Raw genomic sequence first — 15,583 nt, 5'->3', positions numbered from 1 at the left:
AGTCCGCCTAGTAGCGCCCGTCGAAACCGAAGCTCGGCTTGCGCGCGTTCCACTTGCCGCGCGTGAAGTCGGGGAAGTCCAAGGTGCGGTTGCCCTCCGCGATCGACTGCTCCGACAGGGGCGTGATCGCGCTCCAGCTGACGCCGTCATAGATGTCGAGCGGCATGGGCGCCTTGGCCTTCAGGGCCTCGATGAAGGCGTGGATGACGAAGAAGTCCATGCCGCCGTGGCCGGCCCCGGCGGCGAGCGCCTCATGGGTCTTCCACAGGGGGTGGTCGTACTGCTCGAACCAGGCCTCTTGCGCCTCCCACTGGTGGGCCGGGCTGCGGCCCTCGATGTGGACCGACTTGTTCAGATCCATCCAGAGGCCGCCCGTCCCCTGCACCCGGAAGCCCAGCGAATAGGGACGCGGCAGGCTGGTGTCGTGCTGCAGCAGGATGGTCTCGCCGTTGGCGCAGGTGATCGAGGTCGTGACCACGTCGCCCAGCTTGAACTTGACCGCCGCATTGGGGTGATCGGCTCCGCCGGTCTTGACCACATAGTCGTGCAGGCCGCGCGCCTTGGACGAATGGCTGGTCAGATTGACCATCCGGTTGCCCCGGTTCAGGTCGATGTAGTTGGCGATCGGGCCGATGCCGTGGGTGGGATAGAGCTCGCCGTTGCGGTTGACCGAGTGCCAGGTGCGCCAGCGAGCCTCGGACCAGCCCTTGGGCCCGAACTCGACTCCGCCGCCGTACGGTTTCTGCGGATCGCCGCTGTTGAACTTCACCGCGCGCAGGTCGTGCTGATAGCCGCCCTGCAGGTGGACCAGCTCGCCGAACAAACCGGCCCGCACCATGTTCAGCGCCGCCAGGACGTCGCGGCGATAGCAGACGTTTTCCAGCACCATATAGGGGGTGCCGGTGCGCTCATGGACCTCGATCAGGTCCCAGTGGTCCTGCAGCGTTACCCCGGCGATGACCTCGCAGGCGACGGGGATTTTCGCCTCCATGGCGGCGATGGCCATGGGGGCGTGCCATTCCCAGGGCGTGGCGATGACCACGGCGTCGAGGCCGGGGTGGGCCAGCAGGTCGAGGTAGGCCCGGTCGGGCGCGCCCTCATAGGCGCGCGGGGCGGGGCGACCGGCGGCGGCGATCATGCCCTTGGCGCGGGCGATCATCAGGGGCTCGATGTCGCAGACGGCGACGATGTCCACATCGTTGCGCTTCAGCAGGATGGGCATCAGGCTCTGCGCCCGCAGGCCGACGCCGATGATCCCGATCTGCAGTCGGTCGGCGCCCTGCGTTCGGGCCAGGGCGGGTGTCGCCAGGCTCGCGGCGGTGGCGGAAGAGGCGGCGATGAAGGCGCGACGATCCATGACAACTCCGTGGGGCAGGGGAGATTCCGCCATACGTCATGCCATCGGACGCGCCAATCATTGTTCCGGCCGGGCGGGAGAAGGATGACGGCGCGCGCTTCCCCGGCTAAGTCCATGGCCAAGGGAGAAACCACATGACGCGATCCAACGCGCCCGCCTATCAGACCGGCTTCGCCAACCATTTCGCCACCGAGGCCGTCGAGGGCGCCCTGCCGGTTGGACGCAACTCGCCGCAGCGTCCGGCCCTGGGCCTCTACGCCGAACAGCTGTCGGGGGCGGCCTTCACCGCGCCGCGCGACCATAATCTGCGCAGTTGGCTCTATCGTCTGCGGCCCTCGGCCCAGCATGGGCCGTATCAGCCCTTCGCCCAGGGCCGCGTCCGCTCCGGCCCCTTCACCGAGACCCCGCCTAACCCCAACCGGATGCGCTGGGACCCCCTGACCATGCCGGATCAGCCGACCGACTGGGTCGAGGGCCTGGCCACCTATGGCGGCAATGGCGACGCCGATTCCGGCGCGGGCGTGGGCATCCACCTCTATGTCGCCAACCGCTCGATGACCGATCGGGTCTTCTATTCGGCCGACGGCGAGCTGCTGATCGTGCCGCAGCAGGGGAGCCACCGCTTCGTCACCGAGATGGGCGTGATCGAGGCCGCGCCCGGTCATGTCGTCGTCATCCCGCGCGGCGTCCGCTTCCGCGTCGAGGTCGAGGGCGAGGTGCGCGGCTATGTCTGCGAGAACTACGGCAGCCCCTTCCGTCTGCCGGACCTGGGCCCCATCGGCTCCAACGGCCTGGCCAATCCGCGCGACTTCGAGACCCCGGTCGCCGCCTTCGAGGACGTGGATCGTCCGACCCAGTGCGTGCAGAAATACGGTGGCCTGTTGTGGGCCACGACCTTCGACCACAGCCCGCTGGACGTGGTCGGCTGGCACGGCAACTACGCCCCCTATCGCTATGACACGGCGCGCTTCAACACTATCGGCACGGTCAGCTACGACCACCCGGACCCGTCGATCTTCACCGTCCTGACCTCGCCCAGCGACACGCCCGGCACGGCCAATTGCGACTTCGTCATCTTCCCGCCGCGCTGGATGGTGGCCGAGGACACCTTCCGTCCGCCGTGGTTCCACCGCAACGTCATGAGCGAGTTCATGGGGCTGATCTTCGGCGAATACGACGCCAAGGCTGGCGGCTTCGCCCCCGGCGGCGCGTCCTTGCACAACCGCATGAGCGGCCACGGCCCGGACCAGGCCAGCTGGAACGGCGCGACCCAGGCCGAGCTGAAGCCGATTAAGATCGAGAACACCCTGGCCTTCATGTTCGAGACGCGAATGCCGATCCGCACCACGGCCTGGGCCGAGAAGACGCCGCTGATGCAGCTCGACTACGACGACTGCTGGACCGGGTTCAACAAGGGAAAAGTCGGATGAGGCTGAAAGCTGCTTTCGCTGCAGCGGGGCTCGGCGCCCTGCTGTTGGCCGGGGCCTGCGCGCCGACCGAGACCCCTGGCGGCTCGGGCGCCGAGGCGCCGGTGCGGAGCGCCGAGGCTTCGGCCTGCGCCGCGCGCGGCGGCGAGATGCAGCAGGTCGGGCGCGCCCGGACCTGGCAGTGCGTGGTCAAATACGCCGACGCGGGCAAGCGCTGCACCGACGCCTCGCAATGCCAGGGCCAGTGCGAAATTTCCGGCAACAGCGGCATCGCCCCGGGCGCCGCCGCGGCCGGCCAGTGTCAGGCCGACAGCAACCGCTTCGGCTGCCGCACCACGGTCAAGGACGGTAAGGCCGAGGCCACCCTCTGCATCGACTGAGGCGGTGAAGCGAGGCGGGCTCAGCCCGCCTCGTTGAAGGCCACGCGCGCGGCGCCCAGCAGCGCGGCCTGCTTGTGCAGAATCACCTTGGTCGGGATGGCTTGCATGTATTCCTTGAACCGGCCCTTGCGCTCGAAGCGGGTGCGGAAGGGGCTGGCCTTGAGGAAGGGCAGGATGCGCGGGGCGATGCCGCCGGCGATATAGACCCCGCCGCGCGCCCCGGTGGTCAGGGCGATGTCCCCGGCCACGGCGCCCAGGATGGCGCAGAAGCGGGCCAGCGTAGCGCCGCAGGGACTGTCGGGGTCTTTCATCGCCGTCTCGGTGATCTCGGCCGGGTCTTCGACATGGGTCTCGCGTCCGTCGATCTCGGCCAGGGCGCGGTGCATGTTCAGCAGACCGGGGCCGCAGATCAGGCGTTCGATCGACACCCGGTCATAGCGGCGGCGCAGAATGCGCAGGATTTCGTCTTCGACGGGATCGCCCGGCGGGAAGCAGGCGTGACCGCCTTCTGACGGCATGGCCATTTCCTTGCCGTGAGCGTCGCGCACCAGGGCCGAGACGCCGAAGCCGGTGCCGGGGCCCAGCACCGCCACCGTCGCATGCGGATCGCCGTCCACCGGCCCGCCGAGCGAGGCGAGTTCCGCCTCCGGCACGATGGGCGCGCCCCAGGCCAGGGCCTCGAAATCGTTGATCAGCTTGATCGGGTTCAGGCCCAGGGTCTGAAGCTCGCCCTCCGACACGCGCCAGGGCGAGTTGGTCAGGTCGATGGCCCCGTCCGTCACCGGTCCGGCCACGGCGATGACGCCGCCGGTCGGCTTGACGTCACAGCCGTCGAGGAAGGCCTTCACCCCGCCGAGGAAGGTGGGGTGTTCAGACGCGGGGAAGCTCTCGTGATGTTCCAGCACCGGACGGCCGTCGACCATGCGGGTCAGGGCGAAACGGGCATTGGTGCCGCCGACGTCGCCGACGAGAAGGATCTTGTCATTCATGGGTCGTTTCCTGCGCTCGGTTGGGCGGATCAGGCGTCCACCGTCCGGTCGACGAAGTTGGGGTTGGGCGGGGTGTCCGTGTGGCCGCCGACGCCGGCGGGCACGGCGAAGCAGACGGTCGCGCCCTGTTCGGCGGTCGTCACGACGTGGCGGAAGGCGCCGAACAATTCGCGACCATAGCCCCAGGAGGAACCTTCGGCGTTGGCGCTCGAGCGGACGGCCAGGGGGCGCGCGGTCAGGTCGGCCACGCCCACCGTGGTCAGCACCCCGGTCTCGGCATCCAGGCGGATGATGTCGCCGTCCCGAACGTGGGCCAGGGGGCCGCCCGCGAGGGCCTCGGGCGAGACGTGGATGGCGGCGGGGGTCTTGCCGCTGGCGCCCGACATGCGGCCGTCGGTGACGAAGGCGACCTTGAAACCCTTGTCCTGAAGCACGCTGAGGGCCGGCGACAGGGAATGCAGTTCCGGCATGCCGTTGGCCTTGGGGCCCTGGAAGCGCAGCACCAGCACCACGTCGCGGTTCAGCTTGCCGTCCTTGAAGGCCTGCAAGGCGTCTTCCTGGGTCTCGAACACGGCGGCGGGAGCCTCGACGATGCGGTTCTCGGGCTTGACCGCCGAGACCTTGATCACCGCCCGGCCCAGGTCGCCCTGAACCAGCCGCAGACCGCCGTCCTTCTGGAACGGGTCCGACGCCGGACGCAGGATGTCCAGGTCCAGGCTGTCCTCGACCGTGTCGCGCCAGACCAGTTCGCCGTCGATCAGGCAGGGTTCCTGGAAATAGGCCTCCATGCCCTGGCCCATGATGGTCGTGACGTCGTTGTGCAGGATGCCGGCCCGCACCAGTTCGCGCGTGACGAAGGCCGTGCCGCCCGCCGCCTGGAAGGCGTTCACGTCGGCCGAGCCGTTGGGATAGACCCGCGCCAGCAGCGGCGTCGCCGACGACAGCTGGTCCATGTCGGTCCAGTCGATCAGCACCCCGGCCGCCCGCGCCATGGCCACCAGGTGGATGGCGTGGTTGGTCGAACCGCCGGTGGCCAGCAGGGCCACGATCATGTTGACGATGGTCTTTTCCGAGATGACGTCGGCCATCCGGCCCTGGCCGCTGCGGGCCAGTTCAACCGCCCGCTTGGCCGCCGCCGCCGTCAGGGCGTCGCGCAGGCCCGTCTCCGGGTGGACGAAGGCGGTCGAGGGCAGGTGCAGGCCCGCGATCTCCATCATCATCTGGTTGGAGTTGGCCGTGCCGTAGAAGGTGCAGGTGCCGGGCGAGTGATAGGAACCGATCTCGCTGGCCAGCAGGGTGGTGCGGTCCACCAGGCCTTGCGCGTATTCGGCGCGAACGCGGGCCTTCTCGGCGTTGGGAATGCCCGACGGCATGGGCCCGGCGGGCGCGAAGACGACCGGCAGATGGCCGAAGGCCAGGGCCCCCATGAAGAGGCCAGGCACGATCTTGTCGCAGACCCCCAGCATCATGGCGGCGTCGAACGCATCGTGGGTCAGGGCCACGCCCGTCGCCATGGCGATGGCGTCGCGGCTGAACAGCGACAGCTCCATGCCGGGGCGCCCTTGCGTGACGCCGTCGCACATGGCCGGGGTTCCGCCCGCTACCTGGGCCGTGGCGCCGACCTCGCGCACCGCCTTGCGGATCACGTCGGGGAAGCGCTCGAACGGCTGATGGGCCGACAGCATGTCGTTGTAGGCGGTGACCACGCCCACGTTGGGCTTGGACCCGTCCATCGCAGTGAGTTTGTCGGCGATGGTCTGACCGGCGAAGGCGTGGGCCCAGTTGGCGCAGGACAGCTTGGCCCGCCCGGCGCCGCTGTCGCGGGCGGCGTCCATGCGGCGCAGATAGTCGGCGCGGGTGGCGCGGCTGCGTTCGATGATGCGGGCTGTGACTTCCGCCACGACCGGATGCAGGGGAGGGTTGAGAGCCATTAGACGGCCTCCGTCCAAAGCACTTCAAGAGGAACCTTCGCCGCGATCAGGGCGGCGATGGGATGGGTCATCGGATCGCCCTCGGCCTCGCGCTCGAAGACGGCGCGCTTGGCGGCCCCGCTCAGGGCCAGGACCACGCGGCGCGCGCCGATCAGATAGGGCAGGTTGATCGACAGGCGTTCCAGCGAGGGTGCCAGACCGTCGCGCCCCGCAGGCACGCCATAGACGGCGGGCTTCAGGTTCGGCGTCAGCAGGGTCTTCAGCGTCGGGCTTTCGGGGAACATCGAGCAGATATGCCCGTCCTCGCCCATGCCCAGCAGGACGGCGTCCAGACGACCGCCCTCTGCGGCCAGCGCCTTCGACGCCTCGGCGGCGGCGCGATCGACAGTGACCGAGGGGCTGTAGAGCGGCAGGAAGCGCGCGGCCGAGGCCCGGTCCGTCAGCAGGGTCCGCTTCATCAGGGCCGCGTTCGACTCCGGTGAGGTCTCGGGCACATAGCGCTCGTCCACCAAGGTCGCGACGACCTTGGACCAGTCCAGATCGGTCTGCGCCAACCGTGTATAGATGGGCGCGGGAGTCGAGCCGCCCGCGCCGGCGAAGATCGCGTGGCCCTCGGCGGCGACGCCTTCCGCCAGCGCCTCGGCCAATCGCGTGGCGGCGGCCTCGGCCCAGGCGGCGGAGGAGGCAAAAGCGTCAATCGGGGACATCAAACTCTCCCGCTCATCCCCGCGGAGGCGGGGACCCAGGTTTGAGCCATCCGACGGACGGCGGCCTTGTCTGCAAAACCCAGAACGCGGCGTTTGTCGCCAAAGGACTGGGTCCCCGCCTCCGCGGGGATGAGCGGATAATTCCTACTCATCGCGCGTGTTCCACTTGCGTCCCGTCCGCGACAGCAGAAGGTCCGCCGCTTCCGGCCCCCAGGTTCCGGCCACATAGTCCAGCGGCTTGAAGCTCGCGCCGGACCAGGCCTCGGACACCTCGTCCACCCATTTCCACGCCTGCTCGGCCTCGTCGCGACGCACGAACAGGGTGCTGTCGCCGTGCATCGCGTCCAGCAGCAGGCGCTCATAGGCGATGCGGCGGCGCGGCGGGGCGGCGTCCTTGCCGTTAACCCCCCACGACAGGCTCATCTTGATCGGCTGCAGTTGCATCCGCTGATCCAGCCCCGGCTTCTTGTTCATCACCGACAGCGAGATGTCTTCCTCGGGCTGCAGCTCGATGACCAGGCGGTTGGCTTCGATGGCGCCCCGGTCGCCGTGGTCGAAGATGGAGTGGGGCACCGGCTTGAACTGGATGACGATCTCGGTGCGCTTCTCGGGCAGTCGCTTGCCCGTGCGCATGAAGAAGGGCACGCCCGCCCAGCGCCAGTTGTCGATGTCGGCGCGGATGGCGACGAAGGTCTCGGTGTCGGAGGCCTGACCGCGTTCCTCGTCATAGCCCTTGGCCGGCTTGCCCTCGCTGGTCCCGGCCACATACTGGCCGCGCACGGTGACGCGTTCGGCTTCTTCCAGGGTGATGGGGCGCAGGGATCGCAGCACCTTGACCTTCTCGTTGCGCACCGAGTCCGGGTCCAGGTCGCTGGGCGGCTCCATCGCCACCAGGCACAGCAGCTGCAGCATGTGGTTCTGCAGCATGTCACGCAGGGCGCCGTATTCGTCGTAATAGGGCCAGCGGTCGCCGACCCCGACCGTCTCGCCGACCGTGATCTGGACGTGATCGACCGTCAGATTGTTCCACAAGGGCTCGAAGATGGTGTTGCCGAACCGCAGGGCGATCAGGTTCTGCACCGTCTCCTTGCCCAGGTAGTGGTCGATGCGGAAGACCTGACGCTCGTCAAAGGCGTGGGCCACGGCGTCGTCGATTTCGAGGAAGCTTTCCAGGTCGCGCCCGACCGGCTTCTCCAGCACGATGCGGCAGTTCTTCTCGGCCAGACCCGCCGCCTTCATCGCCGTGACGATGCGGCCATAGAGGGAGGGCGAGACCGCTAGAAACGACGTGACCTCGCCGTCGCCGCACTTCGCCTTCAGCGGGGCCAGGCTGGCCGGATCGGTGGCGTCCACCGCCAGGTAGTCGAGGCGAGCCTTCATCCGCGCCCAGCTGATCTCGCTCCAGCCGCCGTCGGCCTCGGCCCGGGCCTTCACCGCCTCATGGACCTTGGCGACATATTCCTCGGCGCTCTCCTCGGAACGCGCGGCGCCGATAATCTTCAGCCCGTCCGGCAGCAGGCCGTCGTGGTCGAGGAAATAGAGCGAAGGCAACAGCATCCGCATGGCGAGGTCGCCGCCGCCGCCGAACAGAATCAGTGCCGCCATTCGTCCCGTTCCTCCCTGATCCCGACATGCGGGATATTCGCCTCAAGGCTTATGCATCGTCCTTGGCCGGTTCCGCGCGGCGCGCCAAGACGTCCAGCACGTCTTGAAACACCATGTTACGGGCATGGAGAAGAACCAGCAGGTGATAGATCAAATCCGCCGCCTCGCTGGCCAGTTCCACCTCGTCGCCCGCAGCCCCGGCCAGAGCCGTCTCCACGCCCTCCTCGCCGACCTTCTGCGCGGCGCGTTTGGGGCCCTGGGCCATCAGGCGCGCGGTCCAGCTGTCGGTGGGGTCGGCCTGGGCTCGCACATGGATGGTGCGCTCCAGCCGGGCGATGCGGCCCACGCCCGGCGCGTCCTCGTCGCCGAAGCAGCTGATGCGGTTCAGGTGGCAGGCGTTGCCGACCGGGCGCACCTTCACCACCACGGCGTCGCCGTCGCAGTCGGGCGTCACCGACACGACGTTGAGGAAGTCGCCCGAGGTCTCGCCCTTCCTCCACCGCCCGCCGCGCGATCGCGAGAAGAAGGTGGCCTGACCGCTGTCCAGCGTCTCGCGCAACGCCGCCTCGTCCATATAGGCCAGGGTCAGCACCTGCAGGGTGTCGGCGTCCTGCACCACGGCGGGGATTAGGCCGTCGCCCTTGGCGAAGTCGATCTTGCTGATGTTGAATGTGTTGATCAGGGTCATGACAGTCTCCCTTCCCCCTCGAGGGTGGAAGGGCCGGGGATGGGGGTGAAGGCAGGGCGGCGGCTGGTCTGGGCGCGGGTGGCGCCTCCAGCGTATGAACGGGCTGGCGAGGCGTGCTCACCCCCACCCAACCCTCCCCCTTTGAGGGGGAGGGCTCTTGGTTGTGGTGTCATATCCTCACCTCCACGCCTTGCGTGTCCAGGTAACGTTTGAGATCGGGAATCGCGATCGCGCCCGAGTGGAAGACGCTGGCGGCCAGCGCGCCCGATACGTCGGCTTCGACAAAGACATCGCGGAAATGCTCGACCGCCCCGGCGCCGCCCGAGGCCACCAGCGGAATGGTCAGCCGCCGCCGCGCCTCGGTCAGTTGCTTCAGGTCATAGCCGCGCCGCACCCCGTCCTGATCGATGCAGTTCAGCACGATCTCCCCGGCGCCGAGGCCTTGCGCCTCGACGATCCAGTCCATGGTCAGCCGGCCTGCGCCGCGCCGGGCGTCGGGATCGCCGGTGTATTTGTGCACCCGCCACTCGCCGTCCTGAAAGGCGCTGTCGACGCCGACGACGACGCATTGCCGCCCCAGCCGCTGCGCCATCTCGCCGATTAGGTCGGGGCGTTCCAAGGCGGGCGAGTTGATCGACACCTTGTCGGCCCCGTGGTCGAGGCAGCGCGCCGCCTGCTCCACCGTGCGGATGCCGCCAGCGACGCAGAAGGGAATGTCCAGCAGCCGGGCGATGTCCTGCACCCAGCCATAGTCCAGGGTTCGCCCCTGCGGGCTGGCGGTGATGTCGTAGAAGACCAGTTCGTCGGCGCCGGCGTCGCGATAGCGCGCGGCCAGTTCGGCGGCGTCGCCCATGTCGACATGGCCCTCGAAGCGCACGCCCTTGACCACCCGCCCGTCCTTGACGTCGAGGCAGGGGATGATGCGTCTCGCCGTCATTGAACCACGGCCTTCAGCGCCTCGGCCACGGTGAACCGACCCTCATAGATGGCCCGCCCGACGACGGCTCCGTCGCAACCCAGGTCGCGCGCCGCGATCAGGTCGTCCAGCGACGCCACCCCGCCCGAGGCCTGAAGCTTCAGCTCGGGCCGCCGCGCCAGGGCCTCGCCCAGCAGGTCGAGATTCGGTCCGGTCAGGGCGCCGTCGCGGCCCACATCGGTCATCAGCACATGGGTCAGCAGATCGGAGGGATAGCGCTCCAGCACGCTCCACAGATCGACCCCTGCCGACTGGGTCCAGCCCTTCAGCGCCGGCACCGGAACCCCGTCCTCGTATTTCACATCCAGCGCCAGGGTGATGCGCTCGGACCCGAAGCGGTCCAGCCAGGCCAGCACCTCGTCGGATTTCGTGACGGCCAGCGACCCGACCACGACGCGGCTGACCCCCGCCTCCAGTAAGCGCTCGACATCAGCCTCGGACCGCACCCCGCCGCCCGATTGAATTTTCACCGCGACGGACGCGGCCAGTTCGCCGATCAGGCCGTGCTGCATGGCGCGCCCGGCCTCGGCCCCGTCCAGATCGACAATGTGGACCCAGGCGGCGCCCTCGTCTGCAAAGGCGGTCAGACGCGCGGCCGGAACCTCGTCATAACGGGTCACCTGATCGAAGCGCCCGTGCATCAGCCGCACGCAGACGCCGTCCTTCAGGTCGATGGCGGGATAGACGATCATGCAGGCAACTCGAGGAAGTTCTTCAGGATACGCGCGCCCGCCGCGGCGGACCGTTCCGGGTGGAACTGGCAACCCCAGCGGTTGGCGCTGTTGACTACGGCGGGCACGGCGATGCCGTAGTCGGCGGCGGCGAGGGTCGCCGGGCCGTCGGGGCAGACGAAGCCGTGGACGAAATAGGCCCAGTCGCCGTCCTTGATCCCCTCCAGCAGCGGATCGGGACGGCGGATCGCCAGCCGGCTCCAGCCCATGTGCGGCGAGGGTCGCGACGGAGCGGGGGCGATGGCCTCGACCCGGCCGGGGATCAGGCCCAGCAGGTCGGCGCCGCCGTCTTCGGCGCTGGTCTCGAACAGCAACTGCTGGCCCAGACAGACGCCCAGAAGCGGACGCTTGAACCGTCGCAGCGGCTCGACCAGACCGAGCGCGTTCAGACGCTGCATGGCATAGCCCGCCGCGCCGACGCCGGGCAGGATGACCCGCTCGGCCTCGTCCAGATCGGCGGGATCGGCGCTGATCCGCACCCGCGCGCCCAGCCGCTCCAGCGCGAACCGCACCGAAGCGACATTGCCCGAGCCGTAGCCGATCAGGGTGACGTTGCTCATCTATATTCACCGCTCATCCCCGCGGAGGCGGGGACCCAGTGAGAGCCACGCACGCTGCCCTTGGCTTCATTGCGGTCGAGACGGTCGCTGTCGCGAATGCGGCCAAAGGACTGGGTCCCCGCCTCCGCGGGGATGAGCGGAAAAGGAAAGCCGTTCACAGCACCCCCTTGGTCGACGGCACCACATCGCCCTCGACGCGGATGGCCTGACGCAGGGCGCGACCCAGGGCCTTGAATACGGCCTCGGTCTTGTGGTGGTCGTCGTCGCCGCTGACCGTGACGTGGATGGCGGCGCCCAGGTTCTCGGCCAGCGAGCGGATCACGTGGGCCGTCAGGTCGGTGCGGTAGTCGCCGATGAAGGGGGTGGCGAAGCTCCCCTCGAACACCGGATAGGGCCGTCCCGACAGGTCGATGGAGACCGCCGCATTGGCCTCGTCCATCGGCAGGACGAAGCCGTAACGGGCGATGCCCTTCCTCTCGCCCAGCGCCTGTTTCAGCGCCTGCCCCAAGGCAATCGCGCTGTCCTCGATGGTGTGGTGCGGATCGGTGTGCAGGTCGCCTTCGCACGACAGGCGGATGGAGAATCCGCCGTGCGCCGCCACCTGTTCGATCATGTGGTCGAAGAAGCCGACGCCGGTGTGGATCGTCACCGGCCCGGCGCTGTCCAAATCGACGGCGCAGACGATGCGGGTCTCTTTCGTATCGCGCACGGCCTGACCGACGCGGGTGCGGCGGACTTTCGGGGCGGCGGCGCCCAGGGCGACCAGCAGCCGGTCGTTGACCTCGGGCTTCAGTGAGACCGGCAGGCGCACGCGGTCCCCTGCCGCATCGGCGGCCAGCCCGAAGCGGCGCAGGTCGGCGATGAGCGCCGCCGGATCGGACGGCCGGGCGATGATCACCGGCCCGACCCCGGCCTCCAGCGGCATCAGTCGCGACAGGGCCTCGGCCACGCGGGCGCGCTCGCGGCGCACGCCGTCGATGCGCTCGGCGGTCTCGATCATCCGCGACGGGTCCAGCGCCTGCGACGCCAGCCGCACCGAGACCTCGGGCAGGGCGTAGGGCTCCAGCACGCTGGCCAGCCGGGCCAGCGTCTGCGCCTGCGCCACCGTCGCCCCGACGCGCGCCCCGGCCAGGCCATAGGCCAGCGACAGGCTGCGCAGCACGATCAGGTTGGCGTGGTCCTTGACCACGCTGGCGGCGGACGCCGCCTCGGCGAACTCGACCAGGCCTTCGTCCACGACCAGCAGGGCGGGCGCGACGCGCTCGGCCATCTCGGCCACGGCCTCGGGCGAACCCAGGGCTCGGATGACGACGGCGGCGACCTCGGCCCCTTCGGCCGGGCGGGCGTAGAGCGCCGCCAGTCCCTGATAGGGCTCAGCCTCCGGCGCCTGCACCTTCAAGCCGTCACGCGCGGCCAGACGCCAGACCAGCTCCAGCCCGTGCGTCAGTCCGCGCACCGGCAGCACCTGATCGGCGGCGACGCCGTAAAGCTCGGCCAGCCGCGCGGCGAGGGCGGTCGGGTCCGCCGGGTAGCGATCCAGACCTTCGCCGCCCGACACCAGCGGCGGATAGGGGGCGGGCAGGGTCACGCTTCCGTCCTCAGATCGGCGGCGCGGGCGTGGGCCTCCAGCCCCTCCATCCGCGCCAGACGGGCGGCCACGGGGGCCAGGGCGGCGGCGCCTCCTTGCGTCACCGTCTGCACCGACATGGTGGTCATGAAGCTGGCGGTGGTGATGCCGCCGAGCGTCCGCGCGCCGCCGTCGGTCGGCAGGACGTGGCTGGGTCCGGCGGCGTAGTCGCCCAAGGTCTCGGCCGCCCACTGACCGACGAAGACGGCCCCGGCGGCGGTGATCCGATCCACCAGCCGGTCCGCCTCCTCGGTCTGGATCGACAGGTGTTCGGGGCCATAGAGGTTGGCGACCGCGCAGGCCTCGGCCATGTCGGCGACGCGGATGGCGCGGGCCTGCTCCAGCGAAGCGCGGGCCACGGCGGCGCGGGGCAGGGTCTCCACCTGACGCTCGACCTCGGCGACGATCTCGGTCAGGGCCGTGCCGCTGTCGGAGACCAGGATCACCTGCGCGTCGGCGTCGTGCTCGGCCTGGCTCAGCAGGTCGGCGGCGACGATCTCGAAATCGGCGTCGCGGTCGGCGATGACCAGCAGTTCCGACGGCCCCGCCGGCATGTCCTGGGCCGGACCGTTCGGCAGGGACGAGGCATAGCGCTTGGCCTCGGCCACATAGGCGTTGCCGGGACCGAATAGCTTGTCGACCGGGGCGATGACGCCGTCGTCCAGTTCCGCGCCGAAGGTCAGGGCGGCGATGGCTTGCGCCCCGCCCAGCAGCCACAACTCATCGAGGCCCGCCTCGGCGGCGGCGACGATCATGGCCGGGTGGACCGAGCCGTCCTTCGACGGCGGCGTGACGGCGACGCGTCGCCCAACCCCGGCCACGCCCGCCGGAATGGCCAGCATCAGCAGAGAGGAAAACAGCGGCGCCGTGCCGCCCGGTACATAGAGGCCCGCCGAGCCGATGGGCCGCCAGACCAGCTTGGAACGCACGCCCGGCGTGGTCTCGATGAAGGCGGTGTCCTCGGGCCGGGTCGCGGCGTGGAAGACGCGCACATTGTCGGCGGCGACCCGCAGGGCGCGGGCGGCGGCGGGGGGCAGGTCGGCGCGGGCCTGTGCGGCGACGGCTTCATTGATCGTCACCCGGCGCGGCGCTGCGCCGTCCAGCTTGATCGCCCAGTCGGTCACGGCGGCCCCGCCGCGCGTCTGCACGTCGTCGAAGATTTCGCGCACCACGCTGGTGACGAAGCCCTCAGTACGTTGCTGCGGGCGGGCCAGGGCGGCCTGGCGCTCAACCGGGTTGAGCTTGTTCCAGTCGATACGCTTCATCACATCATCTTCTCGATCGGCAGGACCAGGATGGCCGAAGCCCCCGCCGCCTTCAGCTTCTCCAGCGTCTCCCAGAAGACGGCTTCCTGACAGACGGCGTGGACGGCCACGGCGTCGTCGCGGCCCGACAGGGGCATGACGGTCGGCGACCCGGCACCCGGCAGGATGGCGGTGATCTCGGCTAGAGCCGAGCGCGGGGCGTTCAGCATGACGTACTTGGCGCCCTGCGAGGACACCACGCCGGCCATGCGCTCGATGATGCTGTCCAACAGGTGCTGCAGCCCGGCCTCGGGCGCGGTCGGCGACTTGATGAGGACCGCCTGGCTGTCCAGCACCGTCTCCTTGGCCATCAGGCCGTTGGCCTCCAGCGTGGCGCCGGTCGAGACCAGATCACAGATGGCCGAGGCCAGCTTCAGCCGCGGGGCCACCTCGACCGCGCCGCGCATGGTGACGATGTCGGCGCGCACGTCGCGGTCGTTGAGGAAGCGACGCAGGATCTTGGGGTAAGACGTGGCGATGCGCAGACCGTCCAGCGATTGCGGCCCGGCATAGTCCAGCGTCGGCGGCACGGCGATCTTCAGGGTGCAGCGGCCAAAGCCCAGCGGCATGACCACCTCGGCGTTGGGTCCGCCGTTCCTGACCTCCTCCAGCACGTTCTCGCCGACGATGCCCAGGTCGCAGACCCCGTCCGCCACGAAGGTCGGGATGTCGTCGTCGCGCACCCGCAGCAGGTCGATCGGATAGTTTTCGATCCGGTACAGCAGCTCGTTGTTGCCCTTGACCACCCGCAGGCCCGCGTCGCGGACCAGGTCGAGGCTGCGTTCGGCCAGACGGCCGGATTTCTGGACGGCGATGCGTAGCCGCCCCTGCACGGTGCTCATGATCTCAACTCAGGCTTTCAGTCTGTCCAGCACCAGGCGATAGCCCTGGTGCGGCATGTCCTTCAGGGAACGCGCGACGCGCACCACGGTGGTCGGGCTGGCCGAGGCCTCCACTGCGATCTCGCGATAGGTCTTGTCCCCGCCGTCCAGCAGCCGCGCCACCTGCCACCGCTCGCTAAAGGCGCGCAGCTCGGCAGGCGTGCAGAGGTCGGACAGAAAGGCCTCGGCCTCCGCCCGCGTCTGCAGCGAAAGCAGGGCGTCCAGCAGGGCGATCTTGGCGGGGTCGGTGCTCATGACGCGTTCCATTATGCTGTAACAATGGAACGGTCAACCGGCATCTTGCTTTTTGGTGTCGAGGTATGTCGGAGCGTGAAGAAGATTGATGATCACCCTGTGGGGATCGCCGGCCGTGATGGTCAGCTGGTCGCCAGCAGCGCCAAAGCAGAGCCGAACTGCGAG

The 15,583-nt window shown here is 69.3% G+C and carries 15 protein-coding genes; 2 read left to right on the top strand and 13 right to left on the bottom strand.

The window, feature by feature from the left end:
- Positions 1-7: 7 nt before the first annotated feature.
- Positions 8-1,357 (bottom strand): Gfo/Idh/MocA family protein, encoded by a 1,350-nt coding sequence (locus ACR9FL_RS14275; RefSeq protein WP_436356056.1) that lies wholly within the window; start codon positions 1,355-1,357, stop codon positions 8-10.
- Positions 1,358-1,491: 134 nt separating this feature from the next.
- Between ACR9FL_RS14275 and hmgA the strand changes: the two genes are divergently transcribed.
- The gene (gene hmgA / locus ACR9FL_RS14270) at positions 1,492-2,787 is read left to right on the top strand and encodes a homogentisate 1,2-dioxygenase (protein WP_436356055.1); all 1,296 of its coding nucleotides are present in this window, start codon (positions 1,492-1,494) and stop codon (positions 2,785-2,787) included.
- The gene (locus ACR9FL_RS14265) at positions 2,784-3,164 is read left to right on the top strand and encodes a hypothetical protein (protein ID WP_436356054.1); all 381 of its coding nucleotides are present in this window, start codon (positions 2,784-2,786) and stop codon (positions 3,162-3,164) included. The genes hmgA and ACR9FL_RS14265 overlap by 4 nt, the downstream gene beginning before the upstream one ends.
- A 20-nt stretch (positions 3,165-3,184) precedes the next feature.
- Here ACR9FL_RS14265 and glk read toward each other — a convergent pair whose 3' ends face one another.
- The 12 genes from glk to ACR9FL_RS14205 form a co-directional block, all read right to left on the bottom strand.
- Positions 3,185-4,153, bottom strand: a complete 969-nt coding sequence (glk, locus tag ACR9FL_RS14260) for a glucokinase (RefSeq protein WP_436356053.1) — start codon at positions 4,151-4,153, stop codon at positions 3,185-3,187.
- Positions 4,154-4,182: 29 nt separating this feature from the next.
- On the bottom strand, positions 4,183-6,084 hold the full coding sequence (gene edd, locus ACR9FL_RS14255) for a phosphogluconate dehydratase (RefSeq protein ID WP_436356052.1): 1,902 nt from the start codon (positions 6,082-6,084) through the stop codon (positions 4,183-4,185).
- Positions 6,084-6,791, bottom strand: coding sequence for a 6-phosphogluconolactonase (gene pgl, locus ACR9FL_RS14250; RefSeq protein WP_436356051.1), 708 nt, complete (start codon positions 6,789-6,791; stop codon positions 6,084-6,086). Before pgl ends, edd begins: the two co-directional genes overlap by 1 nt.
- A 144-nt stretch (positions 6,792-6,935) precedes the next feature.
- Positions 6,936-8,396 (bottom strand): glucose-6-phosphate dehydrogenase, encoded by a 1,461-nt coding sequence (gene zwf, locus ACR9FL_RS14245; protein ID WP_436356050.1) that lies wholly within the window; start codon positions 8,394-8,396, stop codon positions 6,936-6,938.
- 49 nt (positions 8,397-8,445) lie between these two features.
- Complete coding sequence (hisIE, locus tag ACR9FL_RS14240) at positions 8,446-9,084, bottom strand: bifunctional phosphoribosyl-AMP cyclohydrolase/phosphoribosyl-ATP diphosphatase HisIE (RefSeq protein WP_436356049.1); 639 nt, start codon at positions 9,082-9,084, stop codon at positions 8,446-8,448.
- A 169-nt stretch (positions 9,085-9,253) separates the two neighbouring features.
- Positions 9,254-10,021: an imidazole glycerol phosphate synthase subunit HisF gene (gene hisF, locus ACR9FL_RS14235; RefSeq protein WP_436356048.1), complete on the bottom strand. Its 768-nt coding sequence runs from the start codon at positions 10,019-10,021 to the stop codon at positions 9,254-9,256.
- Positions 10,018-10,752, bottom strand: a complete 735-nt coding sequence (hisA, locus tag ACR9FL_RS14230; protein WP_436356047.1) for a 1-(5-phosphoribosyl)-5-[(5-phosphoribosylamino)methylideneamino]imidazole-4-carboxamide isomerase — start codon at positions 10,750-10,752, stop codon at positions 10,018-10,020. The genes hisF and hisA overlap by 4 nt, the downstream gene beginning before the upstream one ends.
- Positions 10,749-11,351 (bottom strand): imidazole glycerol phosphate synthase subunit HisH, encoded by a 603-nt coding sequence (gene hisH / locus ACR9FL_RS14225; protein WP_436356046.1) that lies wholly within the window; start codon positions 11,349-11,351, stop codon positions 10,749-10,751. The genes hisA and hisH overlap by 4 nt, the downstream gene beginning before the upstream one ends.
- A 154-nt stretch (positions 11,352-11,505) precedes the next feature.
- A complete protein-coding gene (gene hisB, locus ACR9FL_RS14220) occupies positions 11,506-12,939 on the bottom strand; it encodes an imidazoleglycerol-phosphate dehydratase HisB (RefSeq protein WP_436356045.1) in 1,434 nt (477 codons plus the stop codon).
- Positions 12,936-14,243: a histidinol dehydrogenase gene (gene hisD, locus ACR9FL_RS14215; protein ID WP_436356044.1), complete on the bottom strand. Its 1,308-nt coding sequence runs from the start codon at positions 14,241-14,243 to the stop codon at positions 12,936-12,938. Before hisD ends, hisB begins: the two co-directional genes overlap by 4 nt.
- Positions 14,243-15,124: an ATP phosphoribosyltransferase gene (gene hisG, locus ACR9FL_RS14210; RefSeq protein ID WP_436356043.1), complete on the bottom strand. Its 882-nt coding sequence runs from the start codon at positions 15,122-15,124 to the stop codon at positions 14,243-14,245. The genes hisD and hisG overlap by 1 nt, the downstream gene beginning before the upstream one ends.
- A 9-nt stretch (positions 15,125-15,133) precedes the next feature.
- Positions 15,134-15,418: a YerC/YecD family TrpR-related protein gene (locus ACR9FL_RS14205; protein WP_296172633.1), complete on the bottom strand. Its 285-nt coding sequence runs from the start codon at positions 15,416-15,418 to the stop codon at positions 15,134-15,136.
- Between the last annotated feature and the right edge of the window lie 165 nt (positions 15,419-15,583).

This window comes from Brevundimonas sp. CEF1, from assembly GCF_051353055.1.
Classification (GTDB): Bacteria; Pseudomonadota; Alphaproteobacteria; order Caulobacterales; family Caulobacteraceae; genus Brevundimonas.
Note: the sequence above shows the minus strand (reverse complement) of the source record. Positions and strands in the feature narration are given on the sequence as shown.

Bases quoted from the DNA above. Each gene is read 5' to 3' on its own strand.
- edd (WP_436356052.1), bottom strand. From the start codon at position 6,084: ATGGCTCTCAACCCTCCCCTGCATCCGGTCGTGGCGGAAGTCACAGCC.
- glk (WP_436356053.1), bottom strand. From the start codon at position 4,153: ATGAATGACAAGATCCTTCTCGTCGGCGACGTCGGCGGCACCAATGCC.
- hisIE (WP_436356049.1), bottom strand. From the start codon at position 9,084: ATGACCCTGATCAACACATTCAACATCAGCAAGATCGACTTCGCCAAG.
- hisH (WP_436356046.1), bottom strand. From the start codon at position 11,351: ATGAGCAACGTCACCCTGATCGGCTACGGCTCGGGCAATGTCGCTTCG.
- ACR9FL_RS14205 (WP_296172633.1), bottom strand. From the start codon at position 15,418: ATGAGCACCGACCCCGCCAAGATCGCCCTGCTGGACGCCCTGCTTTCG.
- ACR9FL_RS14275 (WP_436356056.1), bottom strand. From the start codon at position 1,357: ATGGATCGTCGCGCCTTCATCGCCGCCTCTTCCGCCACCGCCGCGAGC.
- zwf (WP_436356050.1), bottom strand. From the start codon at position 8,396: ATGGCGGCACTGATTCTGTTCGGCGGCGGCGGCGACCTCGCCATGCGG.
- hisF (WP_436356048.1), bottom strand. From the start codon at position 10,021: ATGACGGCGAGACGCATCATCCCCTGCCTCGACGTCAAGGACGGGCGG.
- hisA (WP_436356047.1), bottom strand. From the start codon at position 10,752: ATGATCGTCTATCCCGCCATCGACCTGAAGGACGGCGTCTGCGTGCGG.
- hisG (WP_436356043.1), bottom strand. From the start codon at position 15,124: ATGAGCACCGTGCAGGGGCGGCTACGCATCGCCGTCCAGAAATCCGGC.
- hmgA (WP_436356055.1), top strand. From the start codon at position 1,492: ATGACGCGATCCAACGCGCCCGCCTATCAGACCGGCTTCGCCAACCAT.
- pgl (WP_436356051.1), bottom strand. From the start codon at position 6,791: ATGTCCCCGATTGACGCTTTTGCCTCCTCCGCCGCCTGGGCCGAGGCC.
- hisD (WP_436356044.1), bottom strand. From the start codon at position 14,243: ATGAAGCGTATCGACTGGAACAAGCTCAACCCGGTTGAGCGCCAGGCC.
- ACR9FL_RS14265 (WP_436356054.1), top strand. From the start codon at position 2,784: ATGAGGCTGAAAGCTGCTTTCGCTGCAGCGGGGCTCGGCGCCCTGCTG.